This is a genomic window from Streptomyces finlayi, from assembly GCF_014216315.1.
Classification (GTDB): Bacteria; Actinomycetota; Actinomycetes; order Streptomycetales; family Streptomycetaceae; genus Streptomyces; species Streptomyces finlayi_A.
This window is the reverse complement of sequence record NZ_CP045702.1, coordinates 1,133,973-1,151,872: the sequence shown is the minus strand read 5'-3', so window position 1 is coordinate 1,151,872 and position 17,900 is coordinate 1,133,973. Positions and strand designations below refer to the sequence as shown.

The following is a 17,900-nucleotide window of genomic DNA, read 5'->3' as shown; positions in this document are numbered from 1 at the left end:
CACCTTAAGCGCCATGCCAGACTGCTTCGCATGCGACGCCTGCTCCCTGTGACGGACCTGACAACCGACGAGACCGGCCGGACGGCCGGACCGGACACCTCGATGACCGCGGCCGACGACGGCGAGTGGAGTCTCGACCGGCTGGCCGACGCCTACGCCTATCCGGAGGGGGACGGTCCGTGGCTGCGCGCCAACATGGTGTCCACCCTGGACGGCGCGGCCCAGCACGACGGCCGCTCCCAGGGCATCTCCTGCCCGACGGACATGCGGATCTTCGGCACCCTGCGCGGCCTGGCCGACGTGGTGATCGTCGGCGCGGAAACCGCGCGCCTGGAGGGCTACCGGCCGGCGAGGGCCCGGGAGGCGTTCGCCGCGCGCCGCGCGGCGGCCGGTCAGGGCCTCGCTCCCTCGATCGCCGTGGTGAGCGCGAGCCTGGACCTGGACTTCTCACTCCCGCTGTTCACCTCGCCCCTCGTCCCGACGCTGGTGCTGACCGGCGCGGGTGCGCCCGCCGACCGGGTCCACGAGGCCGAGCGTGCCGGCGCCGAGGTCGTCGTCGCGGGTGAGGGCGGTGTGGTCGCTCCCGAGCGGGCGGTACGCGAGCTGGCCGCCCGCGGTCTGACCCGGCTGCTGACGGAGGGCGGACCAAGGCTGCTCGGCCAGTTCGTGGCGGCCGACGTGCTGGACGAGCTCTGTCTGACGATCTCCCCGATGCTGTCCGCGGGAGACGCGCAGCGGATCGCGGTGGGCCTCTCGGTGGGTGTGCCGGAACGATTCTCCTTGACCTCGATGCTGGAGGAGGACGGATTCCTCTTCACCCGGTACCGCCGTGACCGGTCCCGCTGAGACGTGTCCGGGCCTGCCGCCTCCGTCCGGAGTGGCGGTACGTGTTGACACGAGTTCTGACAAGTAACGGAATTCCCTGTTCCGGTTAGCCTCCGGTGGGCACACTTACTCCTGCAGACCCCGTGCGAGCGCGGGGAAGGATGGTTTCAGCAGCGACCGTCACGGTCGATGAGACAAAGCGGAAGGGCGCCTGTCGTGTTCACAAGCGTTTTGATGATCGAGAAGCCCCTCTCCCCGGAGGACGTGGAGTTCGTCACCACCCTCCACGGCGAGGAGGAGACCTCGTTCGTCGTACTGATGCAGCCGCGGGGCGACCAGGCCGACGTACTTTTGCGCGCGATCGACGACGTGGCGATCGGCGAACTGAAGGAAGCGACCCGCGAGGGCGAGGAGCCGGAGGGAAGAGCGGCCCGGGAGCCCGCCGAACTGGCTCTCGAGTTCACGCTCCAGGCGCTCCGCAAGGCCGGATCGGACGCGGTCGGACAGGTGGTCGAGGAGCATCCCCTCGACAAGCTGAAGACCGTCGTCGACGAGGCGAGCGCGGACGAGGTCATCGTCCTGACCGCACCGCACTACGTCGAGGAGTTCTTCCACCGCGACTGGGCCTCCCGGGCCCGGCACAGGGTCGGCGTACCGGTGCTCAAGCTCTTCGCGCACAGCGAATAGGCTGGGGGCCGTTACTGGACTCGACCCTGGAGACACGCGCATGGCACCCGGAATTCCTGCCGCCCTTGAACGGCCGCACTTCATCGGCATCGGCGGCGCCGGAATGTCGGGCATCGCGAAGATCCTCGCCCAGCGGGGCGCGAAGGTGGCGGGCAGCGACTCCAAGGAGTCCGCCACCGCCGAGGCGCTGCGGGCGCTGGGGGTGACCGTCCACATCGGGCACGCCGTCGGCCATCTGGCCGACGACGCCACCTGCGTGGTCGTCTCCAGCGCCATCCGCTCCGACAACCCCGAGCTGGTCCGTGCCGCCGAGCTGTCGGTCCCGGTCGTGCACCGCTCCGACGCGCTCGCCTCCCTCATGGCGGGCCTGCGCGCGATCGCCGTCGCCGGTACACACGGCAAGACGACCACCACGTCGATGCTCGCCGTCGCCCTGACCGAGCTGGGCCTGAACCCCTCGTACGCCATCGGCGGCGACCTGGAGGGCCCCGGTACCAACGCCACGCACGGTGAGGGCGAGATCTTCGTCGCCGAGGCCGACGAGAGCGACCGCAGCTTCCAGAAGTACGACCCCGAGGTCGCGATCGTCCTCAACGTCGAGCTGGACCACCACGCGAACTACGCCTCGATGGACGAGATCTACGACTCCTTCGAGACGTTCGTCGGCAAGGTCGTCCCCGGCGGCACCCTGGTCGTCTCGGCCGACCAGCCGGGCGCCGTCGAGCTGGTCCAGCGGGTCCGCGACATCTCCAGCCTGAACGTCGTCACCTACGGCTCCGAGCCGACCGCCGACGTGCGCGTCCACAAGGTCACCCCGCGTGGTCTGACCAGCGAGGTCACGGTCGTCCTGAAGGGCAGGTACCTCACCTTCACCGTCTCCGTGCCGGGCAGCCACTACGCCCACAACGCGGTGGCGGCCCTCGCCGCCGGTGTGGCCCTCGGCATCCCGGCCCACAACCTCGCCTCGGCCCTCGGCAAGTACACCGGGGTCAAGCGCCGCCTCCAGCTCAAGGGCGAGGCGGCGGGCGTCCAGGTCATCGACTCGTACGCGCACCACCCCACCGAGATGACCGCCGACCTGGAAGCGATGCGCGGCGCCGCGTCCGACGCCCGCCTGCTCGTCGTGTTCCAGCCCCACCTGTTCTCCCGCACCCAGGAGCTCGGTACCGAGATGGGCCAGGCTCTCGCGCTCGCCGACGCCTCCGTGGTCCTGGACATCTACCCGGCCCGCGAGGACCCGATCCCGGGTATCACCAGCAGCCTGATCGTCGATGCCGCGAAGGCCGCGGGAGCGGATGTCGTCGCGGTCCACGACCAGGCGACGATCCCCGAGGTCGTCGCGGGAATGGCGAAGCCCGGCGACCTGGTTCTCACCATGGGAGCGGGCGACGTCACCGACCTCGGCCCGCAGATCCTGGACCACCTGTCGAGCTGAGGGAGCCACCGTGGCGTACGAGATCGAGAAGCCGGACGAGCAATGGCGGGCGGAGCTGTCGCCCGCCGAGTACGCGGTGCTGCGCCAGGCCGGCACCGAACCCGCCTTCCGGGGCGAGTACACCGACACCAGGACCCAGGGCGTCTACTCCTGCCGGGCGTGCGGCGCCGAGCTGTTCCGCTCGGACACCAAGTTCGAATCGCACTGCGGCTGGCCGTCCTTCTACGACCCGAAGGACACGGAGGCGGTCGAGCTGATCCGGGACAGCAGCCTCGGCATGGTCCGCACCGAGGTGCGCTGCGCCCGCTGCGGTTCGCACCTGGGGCACGTCTTCGAGGGCGAGGGCTATCCGACGCCCACCGATCAGCGGTACTGCATCAACTCGATCTCGCTGACGCTGGCGCCCGACGAGAGCTGATCGCGCCGCACCCGGCCGCCTCCGGCCGCCCCCGGAGTCAGTCCTCTTCGGGGGCGGCGGGGCGCAGCAGTGGATGCACCACGCGTGGGAAGACCCGGGCCCGGACGACGGACTCCGCCGAGCCGCCCTGGATGACCGTCTCGACGACGCCCCACGGGCGGCCGGTCAGCTGGACGGTGATGGTGTACGAGGACGAGCAGCCGGTGCACTCGTAACGGTCGGCCCAGGTCTCCACGTCCGTGACGCTGCCCGGGTACCGCTTCACATGCCGGTGCCGGGCGTGGCAGTGGTCGCACGTCTCGCCCGGCTCACAGGTCCCGCCGCACGGGCAGGGGACGTCGAACGAGTCCGCAGGGAGCCAGTGCTGGACCAGGAGGGCCTCCCGGGTGGCGCCCATGTCCTTCATGGCCTTCAGGTTGCGGGCGGCGACGTTGTACGACTCGCCGGTCGCCGCCATCCGGTCCCGGATCACGTCCTTGCGTCCGCGGTTGGTCGTCATGTGTTCCTCCTGGGTGTACGCAGCCCGCCAGGAGGCCCACGAAATCGTCCTCCTACGGTACCTGTCCGCTCGCACCGGTGGTTCCCGGACTCCCTGCCGGGGGCCGGGCACCCCTGCCCGGAACCGAACGGATGACTGCTCCTCGCGAGAGCGTCGCAAGGCGGCGCGCCGTGATCGGACCCGTACGGCTGGTTTCGCCGCACGATCTTGGTTTTCCTGTGAAGCGAACGTGAATTTGGTCTTCATATTCCGCTACGGTAATCCGCTGACCATGGTGAAGCCCGCGTGGCCGCTATCGGATGTCGTTATTTCCGGATGACCGAAACGCTCTCTTGACCGGGCTCCGGACGGGATGCAGACTCCCAAGAGGCACTCATGCATCAGGAGCCACGAGCGCATTTGCATGCGGGTGGCCCTGCGAGACCGAAATCGCACGGGGTGAACGACGGGGGAAACACAAGGGGAATGTGCATGCCGGATTTATGCATGCAATTCCTTCACGTCCTCTCTCACTCTCTTGGTGCGCGAAGGGAATGGAGGGGGAATGCCGACGCATATGGGCTATCCCGGCGTTTACATAGAAGAACTTCCCAGCAGTATCCGTACCATCGCCTCGGTCACCACTTCGGTGACCGCGTTCGTCGGGCATACCCGCCGGGGCCCGCTCAACCAGCCGGTGAGGGTCACCAGTTTCGCCGATTTCGAGCGCCGCTTCGGCGGGCTCACCTCGCAGAGCGCCGTCGGCTACGCGGTGCACCAGTTCTTCGGCAACGGCGGTAGCCAGGCGGTCGTCGTCCGGGTGGCCAAGGCCGGCACCGGTGAGGAAGCGTGCGTCACGCTCCACTCCACCGAGGGGCACAGCGAGTGCCCGGTGCTGGAGGTGCACGCGAAGGAGCCCGGCGTCTGGGGCTCGGGCCTGCGGGTGGCCATTGACCACGACACCCCGGCTCCGGACAAGACGTTCAATCTCCAGATCCTCGACGCACGCGGCGGAGCGCGCGAGTCCTTCACCGGCCTTTCGATGAACGCCGGCCACGGCCGCTTCGTCGAGACAGTCGTCAACGCGGGTTCCTCCCTCGTCCGGGTGAAGGCCCTCGACGAGGACCGGCCCGACCCGTCCGGCACCGTCTCCAAGCCCTTCGCGGCGGCACTTCCGGGTCTGGAAGTCGAGCTCAAGGTCAAGATCGGTGAGGTGGAGCGTGAGTTCACGCTCTACGAACCCGACCGCGACGGTGAGCCGCCGGCCGACGTCACCGAACTGGCGCTGCTGCTGGAACGCAAGCTGCGCGCGCTGCCCGACGCCCCGGGGAAGCACACCTTCGCCGGGGCCGAGGTCACCGCCTTCGGCCGGCGGCTCCAGGTCGTCGCCGGGTCCACCGACCCGGACGACGTCGTCCGCTTCGTCGGCGAGTGCGCCAACGACCTGGGTCTCGAGGCATCGGTCAACCCGCCCGTCTTCCCGCTGGAAGGCGGCAAGGACGGCGATCCGCCCGGGCCGCGCGACCTCATCGGCAGCGAGGCGCGCAAGACCGGCGTGCAGGCGCTGCGCGACGTGGACGACGTCAACCTGCTGGCCCTGCCGGAACTCTCGGCGTACGAGTCCACCGAGGACATGGTCACCGTGCTGTCCGCGGCCGAGCAGCTCTGCCGGGAGCGACGGATCTTCCTGCTCGTCGACTCCCCCTCCACGTGGGGCAGCGTCGACGCCGCACGGGCCGGGATCGGTGCCTTCGAGCCCGTGCGCAGCAACCACGCGGGGCTGTACTTCCCGCATCTGCGGCTGACGGACCCGCTGACCGGGCGGCTGCGTTCCTTCCCGCCGTCGGGTGCCGTCGCCGGGGTCATCGCCCGTACCGACGGCGAGCGTGGTGTATGGAAGGCGCCCGCCGGGACCGATGCGCGACTCGCCGGTGTCCGGGCGCTGACGGTCAGGCTGACCGACCGGGAGAACGGGCTGCTCAATCCGCTGGGCGTGAACTGCCTGCGCACCTTCCCCGTGGTGGGTCCGCTGGTGTGGGGCGCCCGCACGCTGGAGGGCGCGGACGCGCTCGACAGCGAGTGGAAGTACGTCCCCGTGCGCCGGCTCGCGCTGCATGTCGAGGAGAGCCTCTTCCGCGGCCTGCAGTGGGTTGTCTTCGAACCCAACGACGAGCAGCTGTGGCAGCAGATCCGGCTGAAGGCATCGGCCTATCTCCACGACCTGTTCCGGCAGGGCGCGTTCAAGGGTGGCACACCGCGCGAGGCGTACTTCGTGAAGTGCGACAAGGACACCACCACTGCCGCCGACATCGAGCGCGGAGTGGTCAACGTCGTGATCGGCATCGCGCCCGTCAAGCCCGCGGAGTTCGTGATCGTCAAGATCCAGCAGGTCGCCGGCGAGTTCTCACTCTCGTAACCAAGTAAAGGAACACGAAGGACACCGATGGCTGAGTTCCAGATAAACGCCCATCGCTTCGACCCCTACAAGAATTTCAAGTTCCTGGTTCTGTGGGACGGTCGAACGGTCGCGGGCATCAGTAAGATCAGTCCCCTGAAACGCACTACCGAGGTGGTCAAGCACCGCCACGGCGGTGACCCCAGTTCCCCGCGCAAGTCGCCGGGCCGCTCCGAATTCGAGGGCGTCACCCTCGAGCGCGGTGTCACCCACGACCCCGAATTCGACCGGTGGGCCAACAAGGTCTGGCAGGTCGGCGCCGGGCTCGGCTCGGAGGTCTCGCTCCGGGACTTCCGCAAGGACATCATCATCCAGGTCCTCAACGAGGCCGGGCAGGTGGCCGTCTCCCACAAGCTCTACCGGGCGTGGGTCAGCGAGTACCAGGTCATCGGGGAACTCGACGCGAACGCCAATGCCGTCGCCATCCAGAGCGTGAAGCTGGAGTGCGAGGGCTGGGAGCGGGACTACGAGATTCCGGAACCGGTCGAGCCGTCCTTCACCCACCCGGCCTGAACGTCACCGTGATCCCTGGGACAGCCCCGGTGGGGCCCGCCGAGCTACTGGCCGTCTGGGAGACCGGGCTGGCCCTGGGGGCGGCGGAGAAGTCGCTGCTGCTGCACCGGGCGGCCCGCCCGGGGGCCGGTACCGACGAGTTGCTGTCGGTGCCGGTCGGCGAGCGGGAAGCGGATCTGTTCGCGCTGCGCCGGTCGCTGTTCGGTGAGCGGATGCAGGTGCGCGTCGAGTGCGGCGCCTGCGGTGAGGCCATGGAGTTCGAACTGGACGCCGGGGCGCTGGGCGTACGTCCGGCGGAGGGAGACCGGCCGCTGCGGGTGGCGGAGGACGACTGGGTGGTCGAGTTCCGGTTGCCCACCGTCGCCGGACTCGCGGCGGCCGGTGCGGCCGCCTCGTCCGCCGAGGCCAGGCGACTGCTGGTGGCGGACTGCACGGTGCGGGCCCTGCGCGGCGGGGAACCGGTCGCCGCGGAGCAGTTGGCGGCTCTGCTGCCCGAACGGGTGGAGCGGCTCATCGCCGAGAAGGCCGCCGAGGCGGACCCGACGGCCGAGGTGACGCTGAACGTGGCGTGCCCCGAATGCGGTGAGGCCACCCCGGCCGAACTGGACATCACCTCCTACCTGTGGACCGAACTGGACACCTGGGCAAGGGACTTGCTGCTGGACGTCCATCTGCTCGCCTCCGCCTACGGGTGGACCGAGCCGGACGTCCTGGCGCTCGGCCCCATGCGGCGTCGTTACTACCTGGAGCTGTGCACCGATGCCTGACTACTTCGACCGGCTGCTCGTCCGGTACACGCCGGCGGGCGCCGCCGACGACGCCCGCGACCCCGGAACGCGGGTGCGGGTACGGCCGCGGTCGGCCGGCCCGTTCGAGCGTGCCGAGGCCCTGCGCCACGGGCCGCCCGAACCGGACGAGCCGGCCGCGCTGATCCCCTCCGCTCCGGCGATCGCCCCGGACCGGCCCCGGTCGCTGCGGCCGGACCGGGAGGTGCGCACCGAGCGGCACACCGTGGTGCGGACCGAGCAGGTCCCGGCCCCGGGCGATGCCCGCCGGCCGGCCCCGCCCGCCGTGCCGGCGCCACCACCGCGGTCCCCGGCCGCCCCGTCGCCGACGGCCCGGCCCGACGGGACCGGGCGTGTGCGTGCGGTACACCGAGGACGGCCCTCCGCGCCGGACGACGCGACATCGGCGCCCCTCCTGACGGCCGGCCCGGCCCCGGTGGCCGCGCCACCGGCGCGTGCGGCCGCGCGTCCCGCGCCGCGCGACTCCGCCGCCGCAGCCGCGCGGGGCGCGGTGCTCGGCTCGGTGGGGCGGCGCGCGTCGCGCCCGGCCGAACGCGTCGTGCACGTACAGATCGGCCGGCTGGAGGTCAGCGCGGCACCGCAGCCCGGTGCGAACGGTTCACCGGCCGGGCGCCCCGCACAGCGGACCGGCCGGCCGGCGCCCGTACTGACTCTGGACGACTACCTGTCGCGCGGCGGGAAGAGGGACTGACGCATGAGCAACGCACTCGCCGTCGCCACGGTCACCCAGGCGCTCGCCCTGCTCATCGAGGGCAACCTGGGACCCGAGATGGACATAGCGGTCAAGGTGGAGACCCGAAAACCGCCGTCGGAGCCGCCGGGCGAGCCGACCATCACGGTGTTCCTCTACCAGGTGACGCCGAACGCCGGTATGCGCAACGAGAACCTGCCGACGCGCGCCGCCGACGGCACCTTGCGCAACCGGGCCGCCGCGCCGCTGGACCTGCACTACGTGATCAGCGCGTACGGCGAGGAGGCGGAGCTGGTCGGGCAGCGGCTGCTGGGGTGCGTGATCCGCACCTTGCACGAAATGCCGGTGCTGCCGCGGGAGCTGATCGAGCTGGCCGCCGAGCGGCCGTATCTGGCCGGCAGCGATCTGGCGGACTCGTTGCAGCGGGTGCGCTTCACGCCGACGGTCATGGACGTCGACGAGACGTCCAAGCTCTGGGGGATGCTGCACCAGACCCCCTACACCCTGTCGGTGGCCTACCAGGCGTCGCTGGTGGTGATCGAGGGCCGCGAGAAGCCGGTCCCGGCGAAGCGGGTGGAGGAGCGCACGGTACGGGTGCTTCCGTTCGGGGCTCCCGGGGCTCCCGGGGCGCCGGTGGCTTCTTCGGCTTCTGCGACGGACGAGGCTCCTGCCGCAACCGTCGCTCCTGTTGATCCCGTCGATCCCGCACCTCCGAAGGCCGTCGTGAAGAAGGCCCCGGTGAAGAAGGCCGCACCGAAGAAGGCCGCACCGAAGAAGGCCCCGGCCAAGCGGGCGGCACCGCCCCGGCCCCGGGGAACGGCCGGGAGCGATACGCCGGCGCCGGACGACAAGGGCTGAGCCGGAGTGCTGAACACGGGGGGTGAGGACATGGGTACGCATGAAGGGGCCGGTCGGAGTGAGGGCCGGGAAGCCGAAGCGCAGGGACGGGCGCTCTCGGCGGCCGTCCACGCCGTACTCGCCCGTGTCGACGCCCACGCCGGGCGCGCCACGGGCCGCCCGGCCCCGGCCGACGCCGCGGACACCGGCGCACCCACCGACGGCACAGCCGTGGCCGGACCCGGCACCACATCCGGACCCGGCACCACATCCGGACCCGGACCCGGACTCGGCACCGGCACCGGAGTCACTCCCTCGGACAGTGCCCGCCCCGCCACCCTCGACGCTCTCGTCGCCTGCTTCGGGCTCAGTGCGTTCGAGCGGGAGATCGTCCTGCTGGCCGCAGCAGCCGAGCTGGAGCCCACGACGGGCACCCGGTGCGCCGCGGCCTGCGGCGACCCGGAGCGTACGTACCCCACCTTCTCGCTCTCCCTCGCCGCGCTCCGCGATCCGCACTGGAGCGCCCTCACACCCGTCGCCCCGTTGCGGCGCTGGCGGATCGTCGAGCTCGACGACGAGACCCGGCTGACCACGTCCCGGCTCCGGCTCGACGAACGGATCCTGCACTTCCTGGTCGGCTCGCCGTACCTGGACGCCCGGCTGCACGGGCTGCTGCGCCGCATCACCGTGCCGGACTCCCTGCCCGCCTCGTACGAGCTGGCGGCGAGCCGGGTCGCGGCGGGCTGGTCCGGCGCGGGGCGCGGGGCACCGCTCCGCGTCGAGCTGGTCGGCGGCGATCTCCGTACCCGCGCGGACATCGCCGCCGTCGCGGCCCGCCGCTCGGGACTCGGTCTCTACGAGATGTCCGCCGCCGACATCCCGGCCGCCCCTGCCCAGCGCGACCTGCTCGCCCGGCTGTGGCAGCGCGAGGCGATCCTGCTGCCCGCGGCGCTGCTGGTGGAGAGCGCGGAGGTGGACAGCGAACAGGCCGCCGCCACCGAGATGTTCGTCGAGAGCGCGGCCGTGCCCCTCGTCGTGTCGAGTGCCGACCCACGGCGGACGGCACGTCCACGCGGTGAACGCGTCACCGTTCCGCCCCTGGACGCCGACGAGCAGCTCGGCGTGTGGACCGACGCGTTCGCGGCCGTTCCGGACGTACGGGAGGCCGATCTGCGGGACCTCGTGGCGCAGTTCTCACTGCCACCGCATCTGGTCCGCTCGGCCGCAGCGGCCGTGGCCCGGGACCTGCCGGGCGAGGACGAACTGGATGCCACCGGGCTCGCCTGGCAGGCCGGCCTGACCGAGGCACGGATGGGCATGGACGAGCTGGGCCGCCGGATCGAGCCGCAGGCGGCCTGGGGCGATCTGGTGCTGGCGGAGCGGCAGTTGCGGGTCCTGCGCGAGATCACCGCGCACGTACGGCAGCGGCCGACCGTGTACCAGGAGTGGGGCTTCGCCGAGACGCTGCGCCGGGGCCTGGGCGTCACCGCGCTCTTCGCGGGCGGCTCGGGTACGGGCAAGACCCTCGCAGCCGAGGTGATGGCGAAGGAGCTGGGCCTGGACCTGTTCGTCATCGATCTCTCCCAGGTGGTCAGCAAGTACATCGGTGAGACCGAGAAGAATCTGCGCAAGGTCTTCGACGCCGCCGAGCAGGGCGGGGCGCTGCTCCTGTTCGACGAGGCCGACGCGCTGTTCGGCAAGCGCAGCGAGGTCAAGGACAGCCACGACCGGTACGCCAACCTCGAAGTCAGCTATCTGCTGATGCGGATGGAGGCGTACCGGGGACTCGCGATCCTCACGACGAACATGAAGCAGGCACTGGACACGGCGTTCATGCGCCGCATCCGCTTCGTCGTCGACTTCCCGTTCCCCGGCGAGAGCGAGCGGGCCGAGATCTGGCGCCGGGTACTGCCCGCGCGGGCGCCGGTGAAGGGCGTCGACCCGGAGCTGCTGGCCCGGCTCACCGTGGCGGGCGGATCCATCCGCAACATCGCGCTGTCGGCGGCCTTCCTCGCCGCGGAGGAGGGGGACAGGCTCCGGATGCGCCACATGCTGGAGGCCGCCCGTACCGAGTACCTGAAGCTCGACCGCTCCCTGACACCTTCGGAGGTGCACGGATGGGTCTGAACGAGCAGCAGCGCACGGTACGGGTGGACATCGGCGAGCTGGTGCTCGACGGGTTCGGACGGGTGGACCCGGAACGCGTCTCGGAGGCGTTCCAGGCCGAGTTGGGCCGGCTCCTACGGGAGCGGGGCGTGCCCCTCGCCGCGAACGGCGGGCAGGCGCTGGACGCCCTGGCCGGGCTGCCCCCGCTGCCCGCGACGGTTTCCGCGCGGCGCCTCGGCCAGGAGCTGGCGCGCGCGGTGCACACGGGCCTGTCGGGCGGGGGTGAGGTGACGCGATGAGTACGTCCCACTCGCAGGAAACCCGGTCCGACCAGTCCGCCAAGCGTCGCAAGCGCAAGGAACGGGCCGCATCCCGTGCGCCCGAACCGAAGAACATCGTCAGCGGTGCGGGCCAGCCGCTGGACCTGAGCGTACGGCGGGAGCTGGAGGAGCAGCTCGGGCACGACTTCAGCCGGGTGCGGCTGCATACCGACCCGGACGCGGGCGCGCTCACCGAGATGCTCGGCGCGGACGCGGTCGCGGTCGGTCAGGACATCTTCTTCCGCGAGGGGACCTACCGTCCCGGCACGCTGGACGGTCAGCGCCTGCTCGCCCATGAGCTGCTGCACACGGTGCAGAACCCGCACGGTCTCGGCGCGCTGCGCGCCGGGCGCGATCTGGGCGAAGTGAGCCTGCCGCAGCAGGCGATGGAACGCGAGGCGGAGTCGGCTGCACAGGAGTCCGTACGGGAGGGGCAGCCAGACACCCAGGTCGAGGAGGGGCGGTCGACGCCCGGCTGGCTGCGGTACGCGACGGTGGACGCGGACCGGAACCGGCTGGAGCAGATCGACCCGGCAACGCTCGTGGATCGGCTGGCCAACTCGGTCGTACGGTCGCTGCGCGGTGACCCGGAGGACCGGTCGAAGCGCACCCGCAAGCAACTGGTCAGACTGCCGGAGGAGTTGCGGGACAGCGTCCTGGAGCGCCTGGAGACCAGGCTGCTCAGTCCGGAGCATGAGCGGGTGCTCGACCTGGTCGACGAGGTCGAGGCCTACGACGATCTGGAGCGGAACTCATCCGAGGCCCCGACCGTCGAGAACGATCCGGTCCAGGAGCTGTGGTACGAGCGCGAGACCGAGCGGCGGGCCGCCGAGGAACAGCGGGAGGAAGAGCAGCAGCCCGCGGCGGCGCCGGGCCCGGAGAAGGTTCAGGACGAGGGCCGGGACGAGGGCCGGGACCGGGACCAGGAACCGGTCGCTGACTCGGGAAGCGGCGGCGCAGGTACGGCGTCGGAGGGCCAGGAGTCGGCCGCTCCGGCGGCACCGGCTGCCGCGCCTCAGCAGCAGTCGTCGTCCGAGGGCGGCGGGAAGGAGCCCGCAGGCTCCGCCCAGGGCAAGGACAGCCAGGAGGGCCAGGAGGACCAGGAGCAGCAGGGCGCCCCGGCCGCGAGCAAGGAGGAGTCCGCGGCCAAGAACCGTCCGGGCGCGGTCGATGCGCTCGTGGCGGGCCAGCAGCTGAAGCAGGAGGACAAGCGCGGCTCGGTGCAGCCGACGGGTTCGCCGACCACGTCGGGCAAGGGAGACCAGCTGCCCGGTGCGTTCAGCACACTCGACGGCGTACGCAACCAGGACCTCGACGGCCCGGAGGAGAAGTCCGACGACGATCCATTCGCTTCCGGCAGCGAGTCGGAGGTCGAGGTCGGCGGTGGGGAGCCGAGCGCCTGGGACGTCAAGCTCCGACCGGAGGACTTCCTGCCCGCTCAGGACCTCGATGTCGCCGCCGTGCCGACCGCGGACAAGTTGGACCCTTCCTCGTCCGCCCCGTCGTTCCCCGTACCGCCGGTGACCAAGGCCGACCAGGTGCAGGCCGAGCGGGATGCGGAGGACGCCGAGGACGCTGCGGCGGAGACCGAGACCGAGGAGGACATCGTCGGCTCACCAGCCGATACGGAGCCGTCGGCCGAGGCTGACGAAGGCGGGCCGGGAGACACGCAGCTGGGCGGACTCGCCCTGGAACAGGCCGCCGAGGTAAAGCCGGCGACGGGCTCACGCGATCCGAAGAGCGGCGCCGATCCGAAGGCGGGTCCCGTCGCCGCGCAGACGGCGGTGCAGGAGGCGCCGGGCACCTCGGAGGCCGGGAGTGATGCGAAGGAGGCGGCCGCCAAGGAGGAGAAGGGCACTCCTGCCGGGGGCGAGACGTCGGCGGGTGCGCAGGAGAAGGCATCCCCACAGGCGGTGGCAGGTAACGCGGCGGCGCCGGAACCCGCGGCCAAGGAGGAGCAGAAGAAGACCGACGCGGCTCCGGCGGGCAGGAGCGAACCGACGGCGGACGCGCAGGCCCCCTCACCCGCACGGGACACCCATGTCTCCGGCGGGTCCAACGTGGATACGTCCGGCGGTGCACCGACCGAGTCGCCGGACAGCGGCCCGGCGAGCAGCGAGCCTGCTTCTCGTACGGAGACGCAGGCACCGAAGGCATCCGCACCCACCGCCGCCCCGGAACCCACGAGGGCTCCCGACGCCCCGACCGCGGCGAAGGCCGCACCGGCTCCCAAGGCCGCAGCGTCCAAGCCGGCTCCCGCCGCCAAGGGATCAGGCGGCGGAGGTGGCGGTGGGGCCAAGGCTGCCGCACCGGGCAAGGGCAAGAAGGACTCGGCACCGGCCCCGAACCTCTCCGGGGTGGCCCCGGAAGCCGGTCTGTCCACAGCCTCGAAGCTCAAGCCGCACAAGGCGCTTCAGGCGATGACCGGTGTGAGTGGCTCCGTGGACCGCACCGTCGGCGACGAGCACAAGACCCTCGCGGCCGCGCCGCCCTCGATGCAACGTCCGGCGGGCGCACCGCAGACGCTCCAGGGCAAGCCGAAGGCCGATGCGCCGGCCCAGTACTCCCAGGACGCGGCGGAGAAGTCCGAGCCCCCGAAGGACGAGAAGGCCGAGGTCAAGGGCGCCAAGGAGCCCGAGGGCCAGATCGAGGCGGAGAAGGCGGAGGAGCCGGGCGGCTGGGACACCTTCAAGATGGCCCTGGGCTTCGGACTGGCCAAGGTCGCCAACTTCTTCGGCGCCGACATCGACGAGTCCGAACTGGCCGCCAAGTTCGCCGGGCTGCCGACCAAGGACGAAGCGCTGAAGAAGGCCCAGGCGGGAAACGCGCCGGGCGTGGAGATGGAAGGCGCCGCCGAGCAGACGGCCGGTGAGCAGGGCGCGGCCGTCGACACCAAGGGCCAGGAAACGGTGGCGACGGGCAAGGACGACGCCGCCCGCCCGATGGGGGAGAACCAGGTCTACCCCAATGCTCCCAAGGAGCAGATGACGGCGAAGGTCCCCGGCGGGCAGGGCGGCAACGGGGGCGCTCCCGACGGCAACGCCGGAACCGGAGCCGTACCCCCGGAGGCAGCCTCCGAAGTGGCGGAGCACGAACAGGGGCCGCAGTTCCAGGCCGCGTTCGGTGAGGGCCAGAAGGGCATGTCCGAGGGCCGGCAGACCAAGGACAAGGACTTCCGGGACTCGCAGCAGAAGCACAAGGCGAAGGTCGACGCCGAGATCGCGACCAACACCGAGAGCCAGGCGGGCGAGCGCGATAAGGCCCTGAACGAGGTCACCGCAGAGCGAGCCGACTGGCGCACGGAGCAGGACGCGGAGCTCAAGACCCTCGGCACCAAGAAGACCGAGCGGCACGAGAAGGTCCGCACGGACGTCAAGGACAAGGAGAAGAAGACCGACGAAGACGTCGTCAAGGAGAAGGACGACAGCGACAAGAAGATCCAGGACGAGAACACCAAGGCCGAGAAGGACGCGGAGAAGAAGCGCGACGACAGCGTCGAGCAGTCGGGCAACTGGGTCAGCAAGGCCTTCGACTGGATCAAGCAGAAGGTCATCGAGATCAAGGACGCGATCGTCCGCGTCATCAAGGCGGCGCGTGACGCGGTCGTCGGCTTCATCAAGAACTTCAAGGAGACGGTCGAGCGCTGGATCAACGAGGCCCGCAAGTTCATCGTCGACGCGATCAAGAATCTGATCAACGATCTGATCGAGTTCGCGAAGGCGATGGTGCGGGCCATCATCGAACTGGCCAACCGCATCAGGAAGTTCATCACGGGCTTGATCGCGGCCGCGATCGCCTTCGTGAACAGGCTCGCCACGGCGCTGAAGCAGATCATCACGGATCTGCTGGACGCCATCGGCAAGCTCCTGAGCAGCATCCTTGACCTGCTCAAGAAGATGCTCCAGGACGTGATCAAGGCAGTAGTGGATGCGGTCAAGTCGGTGCTGGACTTTGCCGCCAAACTGCTGAGCGCGCTCGGCGACTTCATGCTCATCGCGGTCGACTTCCTCAGCGATCCGGGCGGCTGGCTCGGCGGTGCCAAGAACTCTGCGGTGGACGGAGCGAAGAACCACCTGTTCCGGGAGGTCCAGGCGGCCGTCAAGCATTGGTTCCAGTCGAAGATCGAAGAGATCATCGGCATCCCGAAGGCCATCATCGAGAAGCTGATCAAGGGTGGCTTCACCCTTGAGAAGATCATCAAGGAAACGTGGGCCGCCATCGTCCCCCAACTCCCTTTCATCATCGGCGAGATCGTGATCACCAAGGTCATCGCCAAACTGATCCCGGGCGCGGGGTGGGCGATGGCCGTGATCGACGCAATCCGGGTGGCCATCGGCGCACTCGGCGAGATCCTGCGCGCCATCGGCGCGGTCATCAGCTGGCTCAAGGCCGTCCGCCAGGGCGGTGCGGGCATCCTCTTCGCGAAGGCCGTCGCGGCGGGCATCGTGGCGCTGCTCGAACTTGCCTACGAGGCGCTGCTGAGCGGCATCGGCAAGTACGTGGCGAAGGTGGGCAGGCGCCTCAAGGGCGTCGCCGCCAAGCTCGGCAAGGACAAGGGCGGCGACAAGGGACCGGGCGCCGCGGGCTCGGACGACAAGGGAGGGCCGGGCACGAAGCAGGACCAGAACCAGCCGACAACCACTCCGGCTGCCCGCCCGGCGACTCCGGCCGGACGTCCCACCACTCCGGGGACCCGTCCGGCTACGCCGTCACCGCGCCCGACAACCCCGTCCAAGCGGCCGGAGACTCCGGCCGCACGTCCGGCGAATGCTGCTCCGGGGACCCGCCCGGCCACGTCGTCTCCGCACCCAAGCGCCAAGCCGGAGGCCGCCGCCCCGAAGATTCCCCCGACGACCGGCCCGGGGAAGAAATTCCCCAGCCCCGGCAAGCAGGCGCCCAGCACACAGAAGGCGCCGACGGACGGCAACAAGCCGACGGGCAAGGACGAAACGAAGCCGCACACCAGCCCGACTCCGGCTGCGAAGCCCAAACAGACGCCGGAACCGCAGCCGGCGCCGAAGACCGACCCGTACGCGGCGCCCAAGTCGAAGGAAGACGCCAATAGCAAGCCCGGAGAGGGCAGCGCCTCCACCAAGCCCAAGGAAGACGGCAAGACCCCGGGCAACCCGAAGGACACAGGTCCGAACAAACCGAAGGAAACAGATCCGAACAGGCCGACGGGCGATAAGGACGGGCCGAGCAAACCGAAGGGTGACAACGGTCGCCCGAACAGGCCGAAGGACGGCAACGGCAACGACGACAGGAAGCAGGACAGGAACAACGAGGAGGATTCGGACACCGCGAAGAACGCGCGCCTGGCGTTGATAGCAGCGAAGATCCGGAAGATCCTCAAGGAGCGTCTCGATCAAGGAATCGAGTTCGACACCCACCGGGCGCTACTGGCCGGCTTGCGAAGGCACTACAGATTGACCTCCCTCTACAAGGAGAAGGAGGGGGGTGAGAAGTTCACCGTCATTGCGCGACTCAACCCTTCCGTTCCCGTGACACCGGGATTCAGTACCTACGAGACCAAGGTCGACCACAGTAAACCGGATCCCCCGCTTCCCAAACCGAGTGCCCCGTCGAAGATGAATAACGTACTGGCCACCGATTTCACTGCGGAGGCCATCAATGAGTCATGGGCGGAGACGCGCGGACAGAAAGCGGACAAGATTCGGAAGGATGAGCCCATCGGGTTCCGTCACATCAACAAGTACGACCTCAACGCGGACTCCAGTAACTTCTGGGTCCGGCAGCACTTGCTGACAGAACTGCTGGGCGGAACCGCCGACGGGCGAAATCTCGTGCCGGCCCGCAATAGAGTGAACCAGAACTTTAAGAACGAGGTTGAAAAGCCGGCCGAGCAGTGGATCCGCTCCGGGAAGAATAAGATTGCCTGGTACGACGTCAAGGTGAACTACCACTCCGGGGAGCCTCGCGGATTCCCTTCGTTCCTCAGGACGGAGTGGGGTGCTTACTACCCCGACTATCAGAAAAACACGTGGGTCCGTGAGAAGCAGCCGCGCGACTACAACGAGCGGTCGGACCTCGAAATGCCACCGGGCGGCGGAGACAGGGTGTATGTGAATTACGACTCGGCCGTTCGCATGCAGAACATGCTGAATATCCCGAAGGGTATAGCCGAGGACATCGAGGATGTCGCCGAAGTCCACAGCGGAGACATTCCGGGCATGTCTGTCCTGCTGGCGGACCTGAAGGTGCTCAGAAGCATCAAGCGGCGCCGAAAGAAGGGTTGGGACGGACACATTCGCAAGCTCATGCGAGCCGCGCAGGAAGGGCACCTCACCTTCGACAAGAAGCCGTGACCC

At 69.8% G+C, this 17,900-nt stretch carries 13 protein-coding genes; 12 read left to right on the top strand and 1 reads right to left on the bottom strand.

Annotated features, from left to right (window positions below):
• Nucleotides 1-30 precede the first annotated feature (30 nt).
• The 4 genes from F0344_RS05425 (at nucleotide 31) to msrB (ending at nucleotide 3,365) form a co-directional block, all read left to right on the top strand.
• Nucleotides 31-846: a pyrimidine reductase family protein gene (locus F0344_RS05425; protein WP_258049679.1), complete on the top strand. Its 816-nt coding sequence runs from the start codon at nucleotides 31-33 to the stop codon at nucleotides 844-846.
• A gap of 213 nt (nucleotides 847-1,059) precedes the next feature.
• Nucleotides 1,060-1,512, top strand: a complete 453-nt coding sequence (locus F0344_RS05420; RefSeq protein ID WP_185297685.1) for an indole-3-glycerol phosphate synthase — start codon at nucleotides 1,060-1,062, stop codon at nucleotides 1,510-1,512.
• A 40-nt stretch (nucleotides 1,513-1,552) separates the two neighbouring features.
• Nucleotides 1,553-2,947, top strand: a complete 1,395-nt coding sequence (gene murC, locus F0344_RS05415) for a UDP-N-acetylmuramate--L-alanine ligase (RefSeq protein ID WP_185297684.1) — start codon at nucleotides 1,553-1,555, stop codon at nucleotides 2,945-2,947.
• A gap of 10 nt (nucleotides 2,948-2,957) precedes the next feature.
• Nucleotides 2,958-3,365, top strand: a complete 408-nt coding sequence (gene msrB / locus F0344_RS05410; RefSeq protein WP_185297683.1) for a peptide-methionine (R)-S-oxide reductase MsrB — start codon at nucleotides 2,958-2,960, stop codon at nucleotides 3,363-3,365.
• A gap of 37 nt (nucleotides 3,366-3,402) precedes the next feature.
• Here the strand turns inward: msrB and F0344_RS05405 are convergent, their stop codons facing one another.
• The gene (locus tag F0344_RS05405) at nucleotides 3,403-3,864 is read right to left on the bottom strand and encodes a hypothetical protein (protein ID WP_185297682.1); all 462 of its coding nucleotides are present in this window, start codon (nucleotides 3,862-3,864) and stop codon (nucleotides 3,403-3,405) included.
• 544 nt (nucleotides 3,865-4,408) lie between these two features.
• Here F0344_RS05405 and F0344_RS05400 point away from each other — a divergent pair.
• Genes F0344_RS05400 through F0344_RS05365 form a run of 8 tightly spaced genes read left to right on the top strand, consistent with a single transcriptional unit; the run spans nucleotide 4,409 to nucleotide 17,897 of the window.
• Nucleotides 4,409-6,259 (top strand): phage tail sheath C-terminal domain-containing protein, encoded by a 1,851-nt coding sequence (locus F0344_RS05400; protein WP_185297681.1) that lies wholly within the window; start codon nucleotides 4,409-4,411, stop codon nucleotides 6,257-6,259.
• 27 nt (nucleotides 6,260-6,286) lie between these two features.
• On the top strand, nucleotides 6,287-6,811 hold the full coding sequence (locus F0344_RS05395) for a phage tail protein (protein ID WP_033300128.1): 525 nt from the start codon (nucleotides 6,287-6,289) through the stop codon (nucleotides 6,809-6,811).
• An 8-nt stretch (nucleotides 6,812-6,819) separates the two neighbouring features.
• The gene (locus tag F0344_RS05390; RefSeq protein WP_258049677.1) at nucleotides 6,820-7,578 is read left to right on the top strand and encodes a T4 family baseplate hub assembly chaperone; all 759 of its coding nucleotides are present in this window, start codon (nucleotides 6,820-6,822) and stop codon (nucleotides 7,576-7,578) included.
• A complete protein-coding gene (locus F0344_RS05385) occupies nucleotides 7,571-8,308 on the top strand; it encodes a hypothetical protein (RefSeq protein WP_185297680.1) in 738 nt (245 codons plus the stop codon). Before F0344_RS05390 ends, F0344_RS05385 begins: the two co-directional genes overlap by 8 nt.
• 3 nt (nucleotides 8,309-8,311) lie before the next feature.
• Nucleotides 8,312-9,166, top strand: coding sequence for a DUF4255 domain-containing protein (locus tag F0344_RS05380; RefSeq protein ID WP_185297679.1), 855 nt, complete (start codon nucleotides 8,312-8,314; stop codon nucleotides 9,164-9,166).
• 30 nt (nucleotides 9,167-9,196) lie between these two features.
• On the top strand, nucleotides 9,197-11,272 hold the full coding sequence (locus F0344_RS05375) for an ATP-binding protein (RefSeq protein ID WP_185297678.1): 2,076 nt from the start codon (nucleotides 9,197-9,199) through the stop codon (nucleotides 11,270-11,272).
• Complete coding sequence (locus F0344_RS05370) at nucleotides 11,263-11,550, top strand: hypothetical protein (RefSeq protein ID WP_185297677.1); 288 nt, start codon at nucleotides 11,263-11,265, stop codon at nucleotides 11,548-11,550. The genes F0344_RS05375 and F0344_RS05370 overlap by 10 nt, the downstream gene beginning before the upstream one ends.
• Nucleotides 11,547-17,897: an eCIS core domain-containing protein gene (locus tag F0344_RS05365; RefSeq protein ID WP_185297676.1), complete on the top strand. Its 6,351-nt coding sequence runs from the start codon at nucleotides 11,547-11,549 to the stop codon at nucleotides 17,895-17,897. The genes F0344_RS05370 and F0344_RS05365 overlap by 4 nt, the downstream gene beginning before the upstream one ends.
• Nucleotides 17,898-17,900 lie beyond the last annotated feature (3 nt).

Excerpts from the sequence above, each read along its gene's own strand:
- F0344_RS05425 (WP_258049679.1), top strand. The coding sequence starts at position 31 with ATGCGACGCCTGCTCCCTGTGACGGACCTGACAACCGACGAGACCGGC.
- F0344_RS05420 (WP_185297685.1), top strand. The coding sequence starts at position 1,060 with ATGATCGAGAAGCCCCTCTCCCCGGAGGACGTGGAGTTCGTCACCACC.
- murC (WP_185297684.1), top strand. The coding sequence starts at position 1,553 with ATGGCACCCGGAATTCCTGCCGCCCTTGAACGGCCGCACTTCATCGGC.
- F0344_RS05405 (WP_185297682.1), bottom strand. The coding sequence starts at position 3,864 with ATGACGACCAACCGCGGACGCAAGGACGTGATCCGGGACCGGATGGCG.
- F0344_RS05400 (WP_185297681.1), top strand. The coding sequence starts at position 4,409 with ATGCCGACGCATATGGGCTATCCCGGCGTTTACATAGAAGAACTTCCC.
- F0344_RS05395 (WP_033300128.1), top strand. The coding sequence starts at position 6,287 with ATGGCTGAGTTCCAGATAAACGCCCATCGCTTCGACCCCTACAAGAAT.
- F0344_RS05385 (WP_185297680.1), top strand. The coding sequence starts at position 7,571 with ATGCCTGACTACTTCGACCGGCTGCTCGTCCGGTACACGCCGGCGGGC.
- F0344_RS05380 (WP_185297679.1), top strand. The coding sequence starts at position 8,312 with ATGAGCAACGCACTCGCCGTCGCCACGGTCACCCAGGCGCTCGCCCTG.
- F0344_RS05375 (WP_185297678.1), top strand. The coding sequence starts at position 9,197 with ATGGGTACGCATGAAGGGGCCGGTCGGAGTGAGGGCCGGGAAGCCGAA.
- F0344_RS05370 (WP_185297677.1), top strand. The coding sequence starts at position 11,263 with ATGGGTCTGAACGAGCAGCAGCGCACGGTACGGGTGGACATCGGCGAG.
- F0344_RS05365 (WP_185297676.1), top strand. The coding sequence starts at position 11,547 with ATGAGTACGTCCCACTCGCAGGAAACCCGGTCCGACCAGTCCGCCAAG.